Origin of the sequence: Nostocoides jenkinsii Ben 74 (assembly GCF_001046875.1) — a bacterium.
Classification (GTDB): Bacteria; Actinomycetota; Actinomycetes; order Actinomycetales; family Dermatophilaceae; genus Nostocoides_A; species Nostocoides_A jenkinsii.
Genome location: NZ_HF571038.1, coordinates 1,851,601 through 1,868,887, shown reverse-complemented (window position 1 = coordinate 1,868,887; position 17,287 = coordinate 1,851,601). Strand labels below are relative to the sequence as shown.

Here is a 17,287-nt window from a genome sequence, read left to right as displayed (position 1 = left end):
CCCCCGCCGCGACGTGACCAGCCCGCCGCGCTTGAGGTCCAGCAGGATCGCTTCGAGGAACTTCTTCGGCAGGCCCTGGGCGCTCGCCATCGTTTCCGCAGAGACCGTGGTCGTTCCGGCCAGTTGAGCGGAGGTGAGCGAGAGGAGTGCCCGGATCGCATACTCCGTGCGAGCCGAGATGTTCACACGCACATCCTGGCACCGCGCGGCCCGTCAACCGACATGCGGACATGGTCACTTGCGCAGGAACCCTTCGCTTGCCTACTCTCCTGCCGATACCCTATTAACTCAATGGGATATACCTTTTAAGGAGAAATAATGCGCAAGCTCATCCTGCTCGGCCTGGTCGGCCTCGCCGCCCAGCTTGTCGATGGGGGTCTCGGGATGGCCTACGGCGTCACGACGTCCACCCTGCTGCTGTTCATCGGCACCAACCCCGCGGCCGCCTCGGCCACCGTGCACCTCGCGGAAATCGGGACGACCTTCGTCTCGGGTGCCTCGCACTGGAAGTTCGGCAATGTCGATTGGCATGTCGTCGTCAAGGTCGGCGTGCCCGGTGCCATCGGTGCCTTCCTCGGGGCCACGGCTTTGTCCAATCTCGATGCCGACGTGGCCAAACCGGTGATGTCGTCGATCCTGCTGGTCCTCGGGCTGTATGTCTTGACCCGCTTCACCTTCAAGGGCATCCGCACCGACCGGATGGGCCAGCGGTTGCGGGCACGTTTCCTGGCGCCGCTGGGGTTGTTCGCCGGCTTCATCGACGCCACCGGTGGCGGCGGCTGGGGTCCGGTCGGCACTCCGGCTCTGCTGGCGAGCGGGCGGATCGAGCCGCGGCGAGTCATCGGCAGCATCTCGGCGAGTGAATTCCTGGTCACCGTTGCGGCCAGCCTCGGCTTCCTCGTCAGCCTCGGATCTGAGGGCGTGAAGTTTACCTGGGTGCTCGCCCTCCTCCTCGGTGGCGTCATCGCGGCGCCGATCGCCGCCTGGCTGGCCAAGCACGTGCCGCCGCGGATCCTCGGCTCCGCCGTGGGTGGCCTGATCGTGCTGACCAACACCCGCACGATCCTGCGTTCCGATTGGGTCGACCCGTCCTCGGCGACGATGTGGACGATCTATGGCGTGATCTGGGCCGGCTGGGCCTTCGCGATCTTCTGGTCGGTCCTGCAGCACCGACTGGACGCGACTCAGGGCATCACGACTGAGCAGGAGCACCAGGCGCTCGCGGGTTCGTCGACGCACTGACCCAGCGCTGCTCCCGGTCATGGGAGAGAACGTGGACGTACGCAACGGATCAGTTCCGTTGCGTACGTCCACGTTTCGGCAATGGGCGGAAAAGTGCGCGTGCCGTTAAATGGATCGGCCGCGGAGGAGGACGGTGGTGGGGGCGGCGAGGACGGCCAGGTCGTCGCCGGGGTCGGCGGGCAGGACGAGAAGGTCGGCGGGGGCGCCCTCCTCGATTCCCGGCTTGCCGAGCCAGGCTCGCGCGCCCCAGGTCGCGGCATACAAGACAGCCGTATGGGGCAGGCCCGCCTCCCCGAGTCGGCGCGCCTCCTGCGGCGCCAAGCCGTGGCTCAGAGACCCGCCGGCGTCGGTTCCGAGATAGATGGGAATCCCGGCTTCGTATGCCGCGCCGATCGTGGCATTGCGGCGCGCGTGCAGGTCCATCATCCGGTGGTAATAGTCGGGGAACTTCTCCCGGGCCGGCTCGGCGATGGCCGGGAAGTTGTCGATGTTGATGAGCGTCGGGACGATGGCAATGCCTTGCGCAGCAAAGGATTCCATCGTCTCCGGCTCCAGCCCGCTCGCGTGTTCGACGCAGTCGATGCCGACGGCCGCGAGGTCGTGCAGCACCTCCTGCCCGAAGCAGTGGGCTGTCATCCGAGCACCCTCGTCGTGCGCGGCGGCGAGCGCGGCGGCGACGGTGTCGCGCGGCCAGCACGGACTCAGGTCGCCGGTGTCCCGGTCGATCCAGTCCCCCACGATCTTGACCCAGCCGTCGCCACGGCGTGCCTGCTCGCGCACGGCCTCGACCAACTGATCGGGCTCGACCTCGTTGGCGTAGCCGCGGATGTAACGGCGGGTCCGGGCAATATGCCGGCCGGCCCGGATGACCACCGGAAGGTCGTCGCGATCATCGATCCACCGCGTGTCGGCGGGTGACCCGGCATCGCGGATGAGGAGCGTGCCATGGTCGCGATCGCGGAGGATCTGCGCCTCGGCCGTCTCGCGGTCCACCTCGCCGTGGGCGTCCAGACCGACGTGGCAGTGCGCGTCGACGAGCCCGGGCAGCACCCAGCCATCGATGCGCGTCCCGTCGCCAGAGGTTGGCGGGGTCAGACTGATCCGGCCATCGATGACCCAGATCTCGTCGCGAACCTCATCCGGTCCGACCAGGATCGGGCCCGTCAAGTGCAGCGCTTCCATACCCAGCCACCCTAGGGGGCGGCGGGGCTCCAGCGAAGCTACAGGACCATGTACGAGAGTCGTGGGCGGGGTCCCCGCGAAGTACCGGAGCTGGGTCCCACGCGCTGCGTGGGCGCTTGCGAGCGAGGAAACTTCGTGGGGTGTCCTATCGCCACCCGGCATACACGGTGGCGTCGGCCGTCATGACGATGCTGCGCACCCGCGTCGTGAGGGAGGGCATCGGCATACCACCCGGTGAAGATGTAGCCGGGACGCGTGGTGGTGTAGGTCCCGAGCCACACGATCTTGCCGTCGGGAACCGTCACTGGCGCGACTTCCGTGCCACCGCCGGTGTTGAAGCGCAACTGGCGCTTCACGAGCGTCGCCCGCACCGGGAGGGAGTTCGATCGGATGGCGCCGCTGGTGAGCGAGAGGCTGTAGCTCCCCGGGGCGGTGATCGTCAGCGTTGTTCCCTGAACGCTGAGCCCGGTTCCGGTCGGGACCCACGTGGAGGATGCGAGGTCGACGGGATCGCCATACTGATCCTTCGCCACCACGGGCAACTGGGTGAGATCAACGGTGGCGGAGCGGCCCTTGGTCAGCGTCACCTTGAGCACCTTCACCGGATCGGTGATCGCGAGCGAGGCCAGTCGACGTTTCGGGAGTGCCGTGACGGCGACCCACGGCGAGTAGACGCCGTCCACGACGGCTCGGACATGGAAGGTGCCGCGGGCGGTGAAGGTGATCTTGTTGTCGAACACCTGGATTCCGGTCGACGGGAGTTCCTGCGCCTGCCAGGTCACCTGGCGATCGACCTGCAGCCCGGTGAGGTCGCTCGCCACGGCATGCAATGACTCGCTGATCGTGAGGCCGGGATCACCGACATAACCGTCAGCAAACCGGTGACCGCGATCGTCCCGGTGAACGGCTTGCAATTGACGGTTACCGGCACCACGGCCTTGCCGGTCAAGGTCGGCATTCGTCGTTGCCGGCCCGGACTGGTCGCCGTAGGTGTAGACACCATCGTCGATGAGGTATTTGAGGTAGACGGTGCCCGGCGTTGAGCGTCGTCGTGCCCGTGAACGGATTCGTGCTGAGCTGCGCGACCGGGCTGCTGGGAGCCGGGGCGCCCGTGGCGTCGAGAACGATCCAGTGACCTTGCGTTGGGTTGAATCCGTAGTAGTCGACGGCATACCGATTGATTCCGCGCTCAGTACGACGTAAGGCGCGCTATCCGCCGCGAAACGTCGTACTTACCGTGACACCGAGCTCGCCAAGCAACTCGGTGACACGCGCCTTGATTTCGTCGCGGATGGGCCGCACTGCCTCGACGCCCTGACCCGCCGGATCGGTCAGCACCCAGTCGAGATAGCGCTTGCCCGGGAAGTACGGACAGGTGTCGCCGCAGCCCATCGTGATGACGACATCGGAGGCTTCGACCGCCTCGGTGGTCAGGATCTTGGGTCGCTCGGCGGAGATGTCGATGCCGTCCTCCAGCAGCGCCTCGCGCACCGCGGGATTAATCGACTCAGCCGGTGCGGAGCCCGCCGAGCGCACCTCGACCGCTCCTCCGGAGAGGTGATGGGTGTAGGCCGCGCCCATCTGCGAGCGGCCGGCGTTGTGGACGCAGACGAACAGAACGGACGGGCGGACAGCGGCAGGGGAGGAAGAGGTCATCGGGGCTCCACGGCATACGACGGGACGGGGTGGGGGAATCGCGCGCGGAGCGCGAGCGAGACATAGACGAGAGCCACGAGGACGGGGACCTCGATGAGCGGGCCGACGACGCCGGCGAGGGCCTGGCCGGAGGCGGCGCCGAAGGTCGCGATGGCGACGGCGATTGCCAGCTCGAAGTTGTTGCCGGCGGCGGTGAAGGCAAGCGTGGTGGTGCGTTCGTAGGTCAGGCCGAGGGCTTTGCCCAGCGCATAGCCGCCGCCCCACATGATCGCGAAGTAGGCGAGCAGCGGCAGGGCGATCCGCGCGACATCGGAAGGGCGACTCGTGATCTGGTCGCCTTGGAGGGCGAAGAGGATGACGATGGTGAAGAGCAGTCCATAGAGCGCCCATGGCCCGATGCGGGGCACAAACTTCTCTTCGTATGCCGCTCTCCCCCAGCGCTTTTCGCCAACTCTCCGAGAGAGATATCCGGCGAGGAGCGGGATGCCGAGGAAGATCAGGACGCTCTTCGCGATCTGCCCAGCGGAAACATCGAGACCGGACTGCTCCAGCCCGAGCCAACCCGGCAAGGTGGAGAGGTAGAACCAGCCGAGGGCGGCGAAGGCGATCACCTGGAAGATCGAGTTGAGCGCGACGAGGACCGCCGCGGCCTCGCGATCGCCGCAGGCGAGGTCGTTCCAGATAATGACCATGGCGATGCACCGGGCGAGGCCGACGATGATCAGACCGGTGCGATATGCCGGGAGGTCGGGCAACAGTAGCCAGGCCAGGGCGAACATCAGCGCTGGCCCGACGATCCAGTTGAGGGCGAGGCTCGCGATCAGCAGGCGCCGGTCGCCGGTGACGGTGTCGAGCCGGTCATAGCGAACCTTGGCCAGAACGGGATACATCATCACCAGCAGCCCGAGGGCGATGGGGAGCGAGATGCCGTCGACCTCGACCGACGACAGCGCGTCGCCGAGGCCAGGCACCATGCGACCGACGAGCAACCCAGCCACCATGGCAAGGATGATCCACGCGGGCAGCCAACGGTCGAGGGTGGAGAGTTTGGCGGCGACAGTCTCGTGCCGGGTGTGCGTCGCGGTCACGATGCCTGCGGCTTGTCGGCGCGGATGAAGGCACTAGCGAAGGCGCCCTCGAGGGCAGCGACCGCGTCGTCGAGGCTCATGCCGTCCGGCAGGTGTGAGGCGTCGAGCATCTCGCCCATCGCGTCCAGGGCGTCGCGGTCATACTCTCGCGTGATCTCGATGCCCGCGCTCACGAACCCCGCCGCGCCGAGCTTGGCGAGATAGTCGCCATCGCGCAGCGAGCCCGAAATGCACCCCGTCCACAGCGCCACGACGCCGCGCAGGCTGTCGGGGATCTCGCGGAGCAGAACGATGTCGGAGACGGCGAAGCGGCCGCCCGGACGCAGGACGCGGAAGGCTTCGCGCAGCACAGCGTCCTTGTCGGCGCTGAGGTTGATGACGCAATTGGAGATGACGACATCGACGCTGGCATCCGGCATGGGCACCTGCTCGATCGTTCCCAGCAGGAAGCGCGCGTTCTGGATGCCCGCCTCGAGCCGGTTCTTCTCCGCGAGGTCCAGCATCTCCGGCGTCATATCCAGGCCGTATGCCGTGCCGTCAGGCCCGACGCGGCGGGCCGAAAGCAGCACGTCCAGCCCGCCGCCGGAGCCGAGGTCGAGGACATCTTCTCCGGGAGAGAGTTCCGCCAGCGCGGTCGGGTTGCCGCAGCCGAGCGAGGCGGCGAGGGCGGCGTCGAAGGGGGTGTCGGCCTCGTCATACAGACCGCCGCTGATCGGATCGATGGGCTGGGTCTTCGCGCCCTCGCCGCAGCAGGAAGCCGGCCCGGTCGAACAACAGCCCGGGGACTGCTCCTCCAGCGCGAGGCGAGCCGACGCGGCATACCGCTCCTGCACCGCCGCCCGGACCTGATCGTCGTCGAGGTGGTCCACGACAGCTCCTTGTCTCGATGAATGTCGAATCACCGTCAACCTTGGCGCTTGATTCGATATCTGTCAAGATAGGTTCATGGCGATCAGCGTGGCACCGACCCAGCCGGTGTGCTGCGCCCTCGGGGTCCGGCCGATCGATGCCGACCAGGCGGCCGACTTGGCCCGGATGTTCAAGGCCCTCGGCGATCCCGTCCGTCTGCAGATGGCCTCGATGATCGCGGCGGCGCCGGAGGTCTGCGTCTGTGAGATCACGCCCGCCTTCGACCTCTCATCGGCGACCATCTCGCATCACCTGAAGACCCTGCGCGAGGCCGGGCTGATCGACGGTGAACGGCGCGGGACCTTTGTGTATTACCGGCTGCGCCCCGCAGCCTTCGCTGCCCTGTCCGCCCTCCTCGGCACACGCTAAGTACGACGTTTGGCGGGCCAGAACCCGCCGAACGTCGTACTTCGCCTTGGGTCCGGCGACCTGGGGGTGGGGGGCGGACGTCAGGCCCGCAGCAGCCGGGAGAGGGTCTCGATCACGACGGCCGGTGCGTCGGTGTGCACCCAGTGCGCGGCACCCTTGACCGCAACCTTGCGCACCTGCGGGAAGAGCGCGCGCATCGGCTCGCTGTCGGCGGCACGGACATACTCCGAATCGGCCCCGACGAGCCACACGACGGGCTTGTCGAAGGGCATGGCGTTGTCCGGGACAAGGAAGTCCGCGATGGCGGACTCCGTGCCGCGGGCCGCATCGGCGGCCACCATGTCGAGGTTGACCTGCCACCGCCAGTCCGCGCCCTCACGCCGCAGGTTCTGCAGCAAGAAGGCCTTGACCCCCGGATCGCTCTCCTCGAAGCGCTCCTCCGCATCGGCGCGAGTCGTTAACTCCCCCAACGGAAGTCGCTTCATCGCCGCGATGTAGCCGGCGAACCGGTGCAGGTTGCCATAGCTCTTCGGGGCGATATCGACGACGCACAATTTGTCGATCAGGTCGGAGTGCTGCAGGGCCGTAAGCATCGCGGTCTTGCCGCCGAGCGAATGGCCGACCAACGTCCAGCTCTCCCCCGGCGCCGACGCAGCCAAAGTGGCGGCTACAGCGTCGGCGTACGCGGCATACGAGAAGCCCTCTGGACTCCACGGCGACCGGCCGTGATCGGGCAGGTCGATGAGCAGCGCCCGCGCCTGGTCGAGCCCCGGCCCGGCGAGCGCCTTGGCGATCGTGGACCAATTGCGCCCCTGCCCGAAGAGTCCGTGCAGGAAGGCGATTCGCGGACCGGCGTTCCCGACCCGAAGGGTGTGGAGCCTCGCCCCGCTCACTGCCCCAGGAACTTCTCGAAGCCCTTCGGCAACTTGCTGGCGTCGAGGCCGGCGTAGGGGTCCTTCGGGTCGGTCAGGCCGCCGAACGCGCTTCCGGGAGCCGGGCGGTTGGCGGCGGCACTGGCCGCGGCACGTTCCTGCTCCGCGCGCTTGGCCGGGTTGCCCGACTTGCCCTTGGCGCGGCGGACGGGCTGCTTCGCGCCCCGCTTGCCCGGTCCGGTGACGCCGGGCAGGCCAGGAATGCCGCCGCCCTTGGCCAGTTGCTTCATCATCTTCTGAGCCTCGCCGAAGCGGACCAGCAACTGGTTGACCTCGCCAACCTGCACACCGGAACCCGCCGCGATGCGCGCGCGGCGCGAACCGTTGATCTGCTTGGGGTGCGAGCGCTCGAAGGGGGTCATCGAGCGGACCATGGCCTCGACGCGGTCGAACTCGCGCTCGTCGAGAGCGTCCAGTTGCTCGCGCATCTGGTTCATGCCCGGCATCATCTTGAGCATCGACTTGAACGAGCCCATCTTCTTGATGGCGGCCATCTGACCCAGGAAGTCGTCGAACGTGAAGTCCTCGGCCGCGAGGAACTTGCGTTCCATCTCCGCGACCTGCTGCTTGTCGAACGCGCGCTCCGCCTGCTCGATTAGGGTCAGCATGTCGCCCATGTCGAGGATGCGCGAGGCCATCCGATCGGGGTGGAAGATCTCGAAGTCCTTCACACCCTCGCCGGTCGAGGCGAACAGGATCGGCCGGCCCGTGATCTTTGCGACCGAGAGGGCCGCACCGCCGCGCGCATCGCCGTCGAGCTTGGTCAGCACGACCCCGGAGAAGTCGATGCCTTCCTGGAAGGCCTGGGCGGTCTCGACCGCGGCTTGACCGATCATCGCGTCGATGACGAACAGGACCTCATCCGGCTCGATCGCGTCCTTGATGTCCGCGGCCTGCTCCATCAACGCCTCGTCCACCGCGAGACGGCCGGCGGTGTCGACGATGACGACGTTATAGAGCTTGGAGATGGCGTGCTGGATGCCGTCCTCGGCAACCTCCACCGGATCCCCGTATGACCGTGTCCCCTCCCCCGTCGGCCCCACGGCGTCGTGGCCGCCCACGTTGCCGCGCTCGGGCGCATACACCGGCACGCCCGCCCGCTCACCGACAACCTCAAGCTGGGTCACCGCATTGGGCCGCTGCAGGTCGGCAGCCACCAGGAGCGGAGTGTTGCCCTGGTCCTTGAACCACTTCGCGAGCTTGCCGGCGAGCGTCGTCTTGCCGGAGCCTTGCAGACCGGCCAGCATGATGACGGTCGGCGCGGTCTTGGCCAGGCGCAACGGCCGGGTGTGCTGGCCGAGGATCTCGATGAGCTCCTCATTGACAATCTTGACGACCTGCTGACCGGGGTTCAGCGCCTCGGATACCTCGGCCCCCAGCGCCCGCTCCCGGATCGCCGCGGTGAAGTCCTTCACGACGGGCAGCGCCACATCGGCGTCGAGCAGCGCCATCCGGATGTCCCGGACGGTCTTGTTGACGTCGGATTCGCTCAGACGCCCCTTGCCGCGAAGGTTCTTGAAGGTCGCGGTCAGCCGATCGGAGAGTGAGGTGAACACGACAGAAAGCCTAACTGCGTATGCCGCGTGCGACCGCCGCGCGAACCCGGCTCGCCGCGCTCACCTCGCCAGCGCGGGCTTGTCGCAGCAGTCGATCATTGCGGCCACAGTCGCGGCGACCTTCCCCGGGGTGAGCGGGGCACCGCCATACTCCGTGAGATAGAAGGTGTCGAGAGTCTGGCCGGCGTAGGTCGCGATGTGCGCCGAGTGGACCGACAGTCCCGCCTTCGCCAGGGTCACCCCGAGGTCGTGCAGGAGCCCGATGCGGTCGGGTCCGCGCACCTCGATGACGGTCGCCGCCGTCGCCGCGTCCGGGATGACGAACGCGCGCGCCTGCGCGATGGAGCGGTCGGTACCGGCACGGGCATACGCACGACGACGTTCGAGGGCACCGAGTGGCGAGCGGTCGCCGCGGGCGAGCTGCTCCAGACTGCGGGCGATGCGCGCGCTGTCGGGCATGTCCCCCGAGGGTGACTCGACAATCCATTCGTTGGCGGCGACGCCGTCGATGGTGCGCAGGACAGCGCTGCGCACGGTCAGCGACAGCGCGGCGAAGAGGCCGGCAGTGTCGGCGAAGAGGCCGAGGCGGTCACGGTCATACACCTCCACTTGGAACGCGCCGCCGAGGGGCGTGATCGACACGTGCGGGCGGCCATCGGCGACCAGGAATCCCACGTCGGCGGGCAACTCTGTGACGGACTCCGCAACCACGGCCGCGTCGCTCGCCCCCGGAGCGGCGGCTCGCGCCGCGCCCACCAGCGACGTCAGGAGGGTCGCGCGCCACTCGGTCCAGGCGGCCGGCCCGGCCGCCTTTGCATCGGCGACGGTCAGCGCGCGCAGTAAATCGAGCCCGTCGGAATCGCCGCCCGCCGCCTCCCACACGGCCGCGATGGTCGCCGGATCGCTTTGATCCCGACGCGTGGCGAGCTCGATGAGCGTGAGGTGCTCACGCACCATACGGACGACAAGAGTCGCGTCCGCCTCGTCGAGACCCAGCCGGGCCACGACACCAGCGGCGATGGCGGCCCCCTGGTGACTGTGGTCGTGGGCGCCGGCAACCTTGCCGATGTCGTGCAATAGCGCCGACAGCAGCAGCAGATCGGGCCGGGCGACATCGCGGACCAGGGTGCCCGCCTCGACGACTGTCTCCAACAAGTGCCGATCGACCGTATGGCGGTGCACCGCGTTCCGCTGTGGCCGCGAGTCCACGGCGGCCCACTCGGGCAGCCACCGGTCGATGATCCCGACCGAATGCAACCCCTCCCACACGGGGATCAACCCCGGCCCCGCTGCCAGGAGGTCGGTGAACAGCTCCCGTGCGAGGGGTGGCCAGGGGGTCGGCAACGGGTCCGCCTCGGCGAGATTGGTCAGGGTCTGTGGCGCGAGTGGGAGGCCCGCGCCAGCCGCGACGGCCGCCGTGCGCAACGGCAGCATCGGATCGCTGGTTCGTACCCCGGACAGGACAGCCTCGCCGTCATGCTCGTACACGCCATACCCGAGGGAGCGCAGGTGGGGACGCCGCGGGCCGACCCGCAACGTACGCGCCCGCTGGCTCTGACCCGCGCGCCGCATGGTGGAGTCGAGCGCATAGGCAACGGTTCGGGCACTCGAACTGACCAGGGTGAGCAGGTCGTCGCTGTCGGGGAAGCCGAGCAGGGCGGCGACGGCGTCATGGTCCTCGCGCCCGAGCCGATCCCGAGACCGCCCCGTCACCACATGCAGGGCGTCCCGCACGTCCAATAGCGTGGCGTATGCCGCGTCCACCCCGCCGTGCGGACGATCCGTTAGCCACCCGGCCACCAGAGCCCGCAACACGGTCATGTCCCGCAGCCCGCCGTTGGCTTCCTTTAGGTCGGGTTCGATGCTCTGCGAGAGGTCCCCGAAGCGGGCGTGCCGGGCCTCGACGTCCGCGACCAGCGACGGCAACCGCTTGCGCACGGCGGCACGCCAGTCGTGGGCCAACGTGGCCCGGATCGCCGCAACCAGTTCCTCGTCACCCGCGACGGGGGCGATGTCGAGCAGGCCAACCCCGGCAGCCAGATCATCCGCACCCACGCGGCGGCACTCCGTCAGCGTCCGAACGCTGTGATCGAGGCGTACCTTGGCGTCCCAGATGGGGTACCACAGGCGGTCAGCGAAGGTGACGAGTTCACCGTTGCCCAAACTGCGTCCGTCGTGCAGCAGCACGAGGTCGAGATCCGACAACGGACCCGGCTCGCCGCGCCCGAGCGAGCCCACCGCCGCAAGCGCCACTCCGGGTATGGCGCGCCCGCCGGTCGCGTCGGCCCAGACCTGGCGCAGCCAGGTCGTGGTGTAGTCGGTGATGGCTGCTCGACGCACCGCGCCGGCACCCGGGTCCGTGAAGGACCGGGTGCCGGCGAGGTCGAGACGAGCGCCGCCGACATCGGGTGATGTGCGCATGGCTCCTCGATCGTGAGTTGGTCGATCTGTTGTGGGGGTGTCCTAGAGTGCGTCGCTGCCGCGCTCGCCGGTCCGGACTCGGGCAACGTCGTCGACAGGCACGGTCCATACCTTGCCGTCGCCGATCCGGCCCGTCTGCGCGGACTTGACGATCACGTCCACGACCGACGAGGCATCCATGTCCTCGACGAGCACCTCCAGGCGGACCTTCGGGACGAAGTCGACCGTGTACTCCGCGCCCCGGTAGACCTCCGAGTGCCCGCGTTGGCGACCGTAGCCACTGGCCTCGCTGATCGTCATACCGTTGACGCCGTAGGCCTCCAACGCGACCTTCACATCCTCGAGCTGGTGGGGCTTGATGATGGCGGTGATGAGCTTCATGCCGAGGCTCCTTCCGTGACGGGCTCCGCGGAGCGCTGCGTGAGACCGGCGAGGATGCCGCTGCCGATGCGGCCACCACGGTCGTTGAGGTCGTATGCCGATTCGGCGTGCTCACGTTGGTCGATCCCGCTGACCTCGGCGTCCTCGGTGATCCGCCAGCCCATGGTGGTTTTGAGGGCCAGGGCGATGGCGGTGGTCATGACCCCCGAGACGATCACGGCGACGAGCGCGATGACGATCTGGATGACGGTCTGCTTGATGCCCCCGCCGTAGAGGAGGCCAGTGCTGGTGGACAGCAGCCCGGCGCCGATGGTGCCCCACAGGCCAGCAACCAGGTGCACCCCCACGACGTCGAGCGAGTCATCAAAGCCGAAACGGAACTTCAGCCCGACCGCCATCGCCGACAGGCCACCCGCGACGACACCAAGGACGATCGAGCCGACTGGGGACAGCGCCCCGCAGGCGGGGGTGATGGCGACCAGCCCGGCGACGACGCCGGAAGCGGCACCAATCGAGGTCGCGTGGCCGTCGCGAAGCTTCTCCACCAGGAGCCAACCGAGCATGGCGGCGCAGGTGGCGACGGTCGTGTTGATCCACACGAGAGCGGCCGTTCCGTCGGGAGCCAGCTCGGAGCCGGCGTTGAAGCCGAACCAGCCGAACCACAGCAACCCGGCACCGATCATCACGAGCGGGACATTGTGCGGGCGCATCGCGACCTGGCCAAAGCCGAGGCGCTTACCGATGACGAGCGCGAGGACAAGGCCCGCCATACCGGCATTGATGTGCACTACGGTGCCGCCCGCAAAGTCGATAGGTAGCACATTGGCGACGCCGTCCGTGGATCCGAAGATCTTCGCCGAGAGTCCGCTCTCGCTGCCGGACAGCAGCCCGCCGCCCCAGACCATGTGGGCCACCGGGAAGTAGGCGAGGGTGACCCAGATGGCCGAGAAGACCATCCAGGTCGAGAACTTCACCCGGTCCGCGATGGCGCCGCTGATCAGCGCGACCGTGATGACGGCAAAGGTGAGCTGGAAGCCGACGAAGGCCAACTCCGGGATGTTGCCGTAGCCGTCGTAGCCGAAGGGGTTGATCAGGCCGGCCGTGTCCTTGAGGCCGAATTTGTCGAAGGGATTGGCGATGATTCCGCCAATATCGTTGGGCCCGAACGACATTGAATAGCCGAACAGGACGTAGAGGATGCCGACGATACCCATGGCGCCGAACGACATCATCATCATGTTGAGGACGGATTTTGCGCGGCTCATGCCGCCGTAGAAGAGGGCGAGCGCCGGCGTGGTCATCAGGAGGACCAGCGAGGCGCAGACGATGAGGAAGCCGGTCGACGCATAGTCGATCACGGGCTCCCCTTCGCTCGCGAGACTGAGCATGGTTGCGGTCATGAGGAAACCCTCGCCAGCCTCGGTTTCGGCGTATGCCGCCTCGTGTTACGGGGGTGTTGCGGGTCCCGCCTTCGCGTCAACGTCTCGTTACGTCCCCCCGCTCATCTCGTATGCCGAGACGTCGCCTCCCCCGGGATGGGAGAATGGAGGTGTGTCCTCACCTCGGTCCGCCCCCGTTCTCGTCTTCGACGGCGACTGCGCCATCTGCTCGACGCTGAGTCGCATCGTGGCCGAGCGGATTCGGCGCCGGGACGACGACTTCGTGATCGCCGCCTGGCAGGACCTCGACCTGACCGAGTTGGGCCTGACCGAGCAGCAGGTCATCGACGCCTTGCAGTGGGTGACACCGGCCGGACGCATCGCCTCCGGCGCGGACGCGGTAGCAGCGGTCCTCATGGCCGGTCACGTCTGGTGGCGGCCGTTCGGGGCCGTCATCCGACTGCCGCTGGTCAACCAGCTTGCGGCCGTGATCTATCGGTGGGTGGCCGCGAACCGCGACCGCCTGCCCGGGGGGACCCCCGCGTGCGCCATGCCCCCCAGCTCCCGCGCAAGCTAGCGGCATACTCCTCCAGCGGGAGGAAGGCCAGCATCATCACCAGGTGCGGCCAGAACGCGATCGAGATCGAGGCGTAGGTCATCGCGTGGAACGCGAACCACCCGTAGACGATCCAGCGCCGAATGCGCTCGGGCACGAAGAAGATCACGGGTGATGTCATCTCGGCGATGAACAGGCCCCACTGGGTGGCGTGCAGCAGCCACGGGACGTCAAGGAGCCAGCGCATCCAGGGAGTGCCTCGCCGCACGACGGCGCGAACCATCGTTGCCGAGTTCACCCAATCCCAGCCGCCGAAGCGCACCTTCGCCCAGGCCGACAAGAAGTAGGTCGCGATGGCGACGACCTGCACGCACCTCAACACGAACCCGGCCGCTTCGCTGCGCCGCCGATCACCCCACCAGGCCGAGCCGACCGTCGGCAACAACAGCAACGCGATGACGAAGTCGCCGCGATCGTGGTCGACCTTGCCGTAGGCGAAGGCGACGTACTGATACCAGATCCACCCGGCCGCAACGAGCGCCCCGGTGAGCCGAGGCAGCCGCCCGGCAGCTGCGACCAGCGCCGCCGCCACCGTCCCCCACTTCAGCACATTGACCAGCACGACCGTCGCGGCCGGAAGGTGCAGCACCTCACCCACGATCAGTGGCTGATACCAGACGGGGTCGGCATAACCGTGGTACCAACCGCTGGTGTGCAACCACAGGACGTCGAGGACGACGAACAGGTAGGTCACCGTCCGGAAGACCGCGAGGCGTCCGAGCGGCACGGCGGGAAACAACCACGAAGTCATGACGCGCCCGCCCCCGGCTCGTCCATTCGGCCACCGTCTCATCCCGACTCTCGCCGGTCAGCGCACCGTCCTTGAGCAGGAACCGCCGAATGACCACCCGTATGCCGATCCACGGATCCTGCTCCGGCCGCAGTCGCGCGTGGCTCGCCGCCAGTGTCCCCAGGACACTCGGGTCACCTTTGATGAGGTCCAGGCGACCCTCAACCTCGGCGCCGTTGAGGCCCACGTTGGCTGGGGTCAGCGGCGCCGGCACCCACGTCGCGGGGTCAGCCGCCGTCCGGATCTCGATCAGCGTCGAGGCGACGGCCGTGTTCGGGCCGGTGGATGTGGCATACATCCGCCAGGGCGAGAACGGCCACCAATGATCGTCCCCGATGGTGGTGCGGCCCAGGAAGAGCACGGCTAAGGTGAGGGCCAGGACCGCGCGCTCTACGCGTTGGGCGCGGGTGAGCGGCGGCATCCAAGCGTCAGGCGACGATGGCGTCGACGAACTGCTCCGGGTCGAACGGCGCGAGGTCATCCGGGCCTTCGCCGAGGCCGACGAGCTTGACCGGGACGCCCAGCTTGCGCTGCACTGCCACGACGATGCCCCCCTTGGCCGTCCCGTCGAGCTTGGTCAAGACGATGCCGGTGATGCCGACGACCTGGGCAAACACCTCCGCCTGCCGCAGACCGTTCTGGCCGGTGGTGGCGTCGAGGACGAGGAGCACCTCATCGATCGGGGACTGCTTCTCCACGACGCGCTTGATCTTGCCCAGCTCGTCCATGAGGTTGGTCTTGTTGTGCAAGCGGCCGGCGGTGTCGAGCAGGACGACGTCGACTTCGTTCTCGATGCCGGCCTTGACCGCGTCGAAGGCGACCGCGGCCGGGTCTGCGCCGTCGCGGGCGGAGCGCACCGTCGGCACGCCGACCCGGGCTCCCCACGTCTCCAGTTGGTCGGCGGCCGCCGCGCGGAAGGTGTCTGCCGCACCGAGGAGCACGTCCTTGTCCTCACTGACCAGCACGCGGGCCAACTTGCCGACGGTAGTGGTCTTGCCCGTCCCGTTGACCCCGACGACGAGGACGACCGCGGGCCGGTCGCCGATGCGGCTCGACGCGATCGCACGGTCCATACGCGGATCGACCAGCCGCAGCAGGTCTTGCCGCAGCCAACCGCGGACCGACGCCTCGTCGCGGGTCCCGGCGACTTTCACTTGCGTGCGCAGGGCCTCGACCAACTCGGTGCTGGCCTCGATACCTAGATCGGCCGAGATGAGCGTGTCCTCGACCTCCTCCCAGACGGTCTCGTCGAGGCCGCCGCGGGTCAGCAGATTGAGCAGGCCCTTGCCGAGGGCGGTATTGCTGCGCGCGAGGCGCGCCCGCAGTCGCTGCAACCGGCCGACGGCCGTGTCCGGCCGATCCAGGACGGGAGTGTCGAGAACGTCCTCGACGAACACGTCCTCCTCAACGGGAGGGGCGGTCGGGGTGCTCGGAACCGTCGGCGTTGGGGTCGGCGTCGGGCGCGGCGGCGCCAGGACGCCCCCACCACCCTCGTCGCCGGAGGGTTCAGGCTTCGGCGGCGTCGGTAGCTGCCGCTCCGGTGCCCCGCGACCGGGTCGCAAAAAGGCGACGCCTAGCCCGACAACGACCGCCAGCACCGCGCCGGCGACGATCAGCCACTCCCACAACGTGTCAATCACGGGTCAATCCTCACACCGAGCGGTGACAACCGTCATCTCCGCCACATCGCGGGGCCAGTCAGGCCACTCAGTGACGGCGCTCCTTGGGCATCGCGCGCTGGATCGTCGCGGCAGCATTCGTCATCATCTCGCCGGCCTTGGGCCCGGCCTGGCCGGCGCCGGTCTTGACGCGCACGAAGACCGCCTCGCCGCGATCGGTCAGCAGGTCCCGACCCTGCCGGCGCGCCGGGATGGCGACGAGGGCGAGCACAACGACCGCCAACCCGAGGCACACGATCAGGGGCAGCAGCATTCCGAGCATGACTCCAAGGCTGCCGCACGCCAGGCGCCGGACCAAGCGCGACACGGCTTCCGCATACGTTTCCATGACGGGATTGCATGACAGCCCGGCACTCCGCTGCCCACTCCGGCTGCCGGCCGCCCGGATCAGGCGCTTTCGGACTCCCGCTCGAGCCGCTGCGAGACCACGGTGGTGACGCCGTCGCCGCGCATGGACACGCCATACAACGCATCCGCGATCTCCATCGTGCGCTTCTGGTGGGTGATGACGATCAGCTGACTGGAGTCGCGCAACTCCTCAAAGAGGGTCAGCAGCCGCGACAGATTGGTGTCATCCAGCGCCGCCTCGACCTCGTCCATGATGTAGAACGGGCTCGGCCGCGCCTTGAAGATCGCCACGAGCAACGCCACCGCCACCAACGACCGCTCCCCACCGGAGAGCAACGACAACCGCTTGATCTTCTTGCCCGGCGGCCTCGCCTCGACCTCGATCCCGGTCGTGAGCATGTTGTCCGGGTCCGTCAGGTGCAGCCGACCCTCGCCCCCCGGGAACAGCCGCGAGAACACGCGCTCGAACTGCGCCGCCGTGTCGTGATAGGCCGAGGTGAAGACCTCCTCCACGCGGGCATCCACCTCCTTGACGATGTCGAGAAGGTCTCGCCGGGAGGATTTCAGGTCTTCCATCTGCTTGGTGAGGAAGGAATGCCGCTCCTCTAGCGCGGCATACTCCTCCAGCGCGAGCGGGTTGATCCGGCCGAGGTCCCGCAGACCGCGCTCGGCTCGCCGCAGGCGCTTCTCCTGAACTTCCCGGACGTATGCCGCGGGCTCCCCCGGCTCCTCCCCCGCC

At 68.1% G+C, this 17,287-nt stretch carries 20 protein-coding genes; 5 read left to right on the top strand and 15 right to left on the bottom strand.

The window, feature by feature from the left end:
• The coding region (locus BN13_RS19570; protein WP_048546083.1) for an RrF2 family transcriptional regulator at nucleotides 1–186 on the bottom strand (186 nt) is incomplete at its 3' end.
• A gap of 132 nt (nucleotides 187–318) precedes the next feature.
• Between BN13_RS19570 and BN13_RS08700 the strand changes: the two genes are divergently transcribed.
• Nucleotides 319–1,242: a sulfite exporter TauE/SafE family protein gene (locus tag BN13_RS08700; protein ID WP_048546081.1), complete on the top strand. Its 924-nt coding sequence runs from the start codon at nucleotides 319–321 to the stop codon at nucleotides 1,240–1,242.
• Nucleotides 1,243–1,347: 105 nt separating this feature from the next.
• Here BN13_RS08700 and BN13_RS08695 read toward each other — a convergent pair whose 3' ends face one another.
• Nucleotides 1,348–2,424 carry an amidohydrolase family protein gene (locus BN13_RS08695; protein WP_048546080.1) on the bottom strand — a complete coding sequence of 359 codons (1,077 nt, stop codon included), beginning with the start codon at nucleotides 2,422–2,424 and terminating at the stop codon, nucleotides 1,348–1,350.
• A 38-nt stretch (nucleotides 2,425–2,462) separates the two neighbouring features.
• Entirely contained in the window at nucleotides 2,463–3,245 is a 783-nt protein-coding gene (locus BN13_RS08690; RefSeq protein WP_157038512.1) for a hypothetical protein, read from the bottom strand.
• 60 nt (nucleotides 3,246–3,305) lie between these two features.
• Between BN13_RS08690 and BN13_RS19235 the strand changes: the two genes are divergently transcribed.
• Nucleotides 3,306–3,467: a hypothetical protein gene (locus tag BN13_RS19235; RefSeq protein WP_157038511.1), complete on the top strand. Its 162-nt coding sequence runs from the start codon at nucleotides 3,306–3,308 to the stop codon at nucleotides 3,465–3,467.
• A gap of 166 nt (nucleotides 3,468–3,633) precedes the next feature.
• On the opposite strand, the gene BN13_RS08685 is transcribed toward BN13_RS19235, so the two are convergent.
• The 3 genes from BN13_RS08685 to arsM are packed head-to-tail and all read right to left on the bottom strand — an operon-like array spanning nucleotide 3,634 to nucleotide 6,037.
• Complete coding sequence (locus BN13_RS08685) at nucleotides 3,634–4,080, bottom strand: arsenate reductase ArsC (RefSeq protein ID WP_048546076.1); 447 nt, start codon at nucleotides 4,078–4,080, stop codon at nucleotides 3,634–3,636.
• Nucleotides 4,077–5,168: an ACR3 family arsenite efflux transporter gene (arsB, locus tag BN13_RS08680; protein WP_048546075.1), complete on the bottom strand. Its 1,092-nt coding sequence runs from the start codon at nucleotides 5,166–5,168 to the stop codon at nucleotides 4,077–4,079. Before arsB ends, BN13_RS08685 begins: the two co-directional genes overlap by 4 nt.
• On the bottom strand, nucleotides 5,165–6,037 hold the full coding sequence (gene arsM, locus BN13_RS08675; protein WP_048546073.1) for an arsenite methyltransferase: 873 nt from the start codon (nucleotides 6,035–6,037) through the stop codon (nucleotides 5,165–5,167). The genes arsB and arsM overlap by 4 nt, the downstream gene beginning before the upstream one ends.
• A gap of 76 nt (nucleotides 6,038–6,113) precedes the next feature.
• Here arsM and BN13_RS08670 point away from each other — a divergent pair, with 76 nt between their 5' ends.
• Nucleotides 6,114–6,446, top strand: coding sequence for an ArsR/SmtB family transcription factor (locus BN13_RS08670; protein ID WP_048546071.1), 333 nt, complete (start codon nucleotides 6,114–6,116; stop codon nucleotides 6,444–6,446).
• An 80-nt stretch (nucleotides 6,447–6,526) separates the two neighbouring features.
• Here the strand turns inward: BN13_RS08670 and BN13_RS08665 are convergent, their stop codons facing one another.
• The 5 genes from BN13_RS08665 to BN13_RS08645 are packed head-to-tail and all read right to left on the bottom strand — an operon-like array spanning nucleotide 6,527 to nucleotide 13,136.
• Nucleotides 6,527–7,339 (bottom strand): alpha/beta hydrolase, encoded by an 813-nt coding sequence (locus BN13_RS08665; RefSeq protein ID WP_048546069.1) that lies wholly within the window; start codon nucleotides 7,337–7,339, stop codon nucleotides 6,527–6,529.
• Nucleotides 7,336–8,934, bottom strand: a complete 1,599-nt coding sequence (gene ffh, locus BN13_RS08660) for a signal recognition particle protein (RefSeq protein WP_048546067.1) — start codon at nucleotides 8,932–8,934, stop codon at nucleotides 7,336–7,338. The genes BN13_RS08665 and ffh overlap by 4 nt, the downstream gene beginning before the upstream one ends.
• Nucleotides 8,935–8,994: 60 nt before the next feature.
• Nucleotides 8,995–11,355 carry a [protein-PII] uridylyltransferase gene (locus BN13_RS08655; protein WP_048546064.1) on the bottom strand — a complete coding sequence of 787 codons (2,361 nt, stop codon included), beginning with the start codon at nucleotides 11,353–11,355 and terminating at the stop codon, nucleotides 8,995–8,997.
• A 42-nt stretch (nucleotides 11,356–11,397) separates the two neighbouring features.
• Nucleotides 11,398–11,736, bottom strand: coding sequence for a P-II family nitrogen regulator (locus BN13_RS08650; RefSeq protein ID WP_048546063.1), 339 nt, complete (start codon nucleotides 11,734–11,736; stop codon nucleotides 11,398–11,400).
• Nucleotides 11,733–13,136 carry an ammonium transporter gene (locus tag BN13_RS08645; RefSeq protein ID WP_048546060.1) on the bottom strand — a complete coding sequence of 468 codons (1,404 nt, stop codon included), beginning with the start codon at nucleotides 13,134–13,136 and terminating at the stop codon, nucleotides 11,733–11,735. Before BN13_RS08645 ends, BN13_RS08650 begins: the two co-directional genes overlap by 4 nt.
• Here BN13_RS08645 and BN13_RS18620 point away from each other — a divergent pair.
• Nucleotides 13,135–13,692 carry a thiol-disulfide oxidoreductase DCC family protein gene (locus BN13_RS18620; RefSeq protein WP_084733942.1) on the top strand — a complete coding sequence of 186 codons (558 nt, stop codon included), beginning with the start codon at nucleotides 13,135–13,137 and terminating at the stop codon, nucleotides 13,690–13,692. The genes BN13_RS08645 and BN13_RS18620 overlap by 2 nt on opposite strands.
• Here BN13_RS18620 and BN13_RS08635 read toward each other — a convergent pair.
• On the bottom strand, nucleotides 13,586–14,482 hold the full coding sequence (locus BN13_RS08635; protein ID WP_048546058.1) for a hypothetical protein: 897 nt from the start codon (nucleotides 14,480–14,482) through the stop codon (nucleotides 13,586–13,588). The two genes, BN13_RS18620 and BN13_RS08635, sit on opposite strands and share 107 nt — an antisense overlap.
• A 215-nt stretch (nucleotides 14,483–14,697) precedes the next feature.
• On the opposite strand from BN13_RS08635, the gene BN13_RS19230 reads away from it, so the two are divergent.
• Nucleotides 14,698–14,847, top strand: coding sequence for a hypothetical protein (locus BN13_RS19230; RefSeq protein ID WP_157038510.1), 150 nt, complete (start codon nucleotides 14,698–14,700; stop codon nucleotides 14,845–14,847).
• A gap of 102 nt (nucleotides 14,848–14,949) precedes the next feature.
• Here the strand turns inward: BN13_RS19230 and ftsY are convergent, their stop codons facing one another.
• The 3 genes from ftsY to BN13_RS08620 form a co-directional block, all read right to left on the bottom strand.
• Complete coding sequence (gene ftsY, locus BN13_RS08630) at nucleotides 14,950–16,158, bottom strand: signal recognition particle-docking protein FtsY (RefSeq protein WP_048549021.1); 1,209 nt, start codon at nucleotides 16,156–16,158, stop codon at nucleotides 14,950–14,952.
• Between the two features lie 70 nt (nucleotides 16,159–16,228).
• A complete protein-coding gene (locus BN13_RS08625) occupies nucleotides 16,229–16,528 on the bottom strand; it encodes a hypothetical protein (RefSeq protein ID WP_048546057.1) in 300 nt (99 codons plus the stop codon).
• 59 nt (nucleotides 16,529–16,587) lie between these two features.
• Nucleotides 16,588–17,287 (bottom strand): AAA family ATPase (locus BN13_RS08620; RefSeq protein ID WP_048546055.1); only part of this gene is annotated, 700 nt, incomplete at its 5' end.

Excerpts from the sequence above, each read along its gene's own strand:
- BN13_RS08625 (WP_048546057.1), bottom strand. The coding sequence starts at position 16,528 with ATGGAAACGTATGCGGAAGCCGTGTCGCGCTTGGTCCGGCGCCTGGCG.
- BN13_RS08645 (WP_048546060.1), bottom strand. The coding sequence starts at position 13,136 with ATGACCGCAACCATGCTCAGTCTCGCGAGCGAAGGGGAGCCCGTGATC.
- BN13_RS08655 (WP_048546064.1), bottom strand. The coding sequence starts at position 11,355 with ATGCGCACATCACCCGATGTCGGCGGCGCTCGTCTCGACCTCGCCGGC.
- BN13_RS18620 (WP_084733942.1), top strand. The coding sequence starts at position 13,135 with ATGAGGAAACCCTCGCCAGCCTCGGTTTCGGCGTATGCCGCCTCGTGT.
- BN13_RS08670 (WP_048546071.1), top strand. The coding sequence starts at position 6,114 with ATGGCGATCAGCGTGGCACCGACCCAGCCGGTGTGCTGCGCCCTCGGG.
- BN13_RS08695 (WP_048546080.1), bottom strand. The coding sequence starts at position 2,424 with ATGGAAGCGCTGCACTTGACGGGCCCGATCCTGGTCGGACCGGATGAG.
- BN13_RS08650 (WP_048546063.1), bottom strand. The coding sequence starts at position 11,736 with ATGAAGCTCATCACCGCCATCATCAAGCCCCACCAGCTCGAGGATGTG.
- BN13_RS08685 (WP_048546076.1), bottom strand. The coding sequence starts at position 4,080 with ATGACCTCTTCCTCCCCTGCCGCTGTCCGCCCGTCCGTTCTGTTCGTC.
- BN13_RS08700 (WP_048546081.1), top strand. The coding sequence starts at position 319 with ATGCGCAAGCTCATCCTGCTCGGCCTGGTCGGCCTCGCCGCCCAGCTT.
- BN13_RS08635 (WP_048546058.1), bottom strand. The coding sequence starts at position 14,482 with ATGACTTCGTGGTTGTTTCCCGCCGTGCCGCTCGGACGCCTCGCGGTC.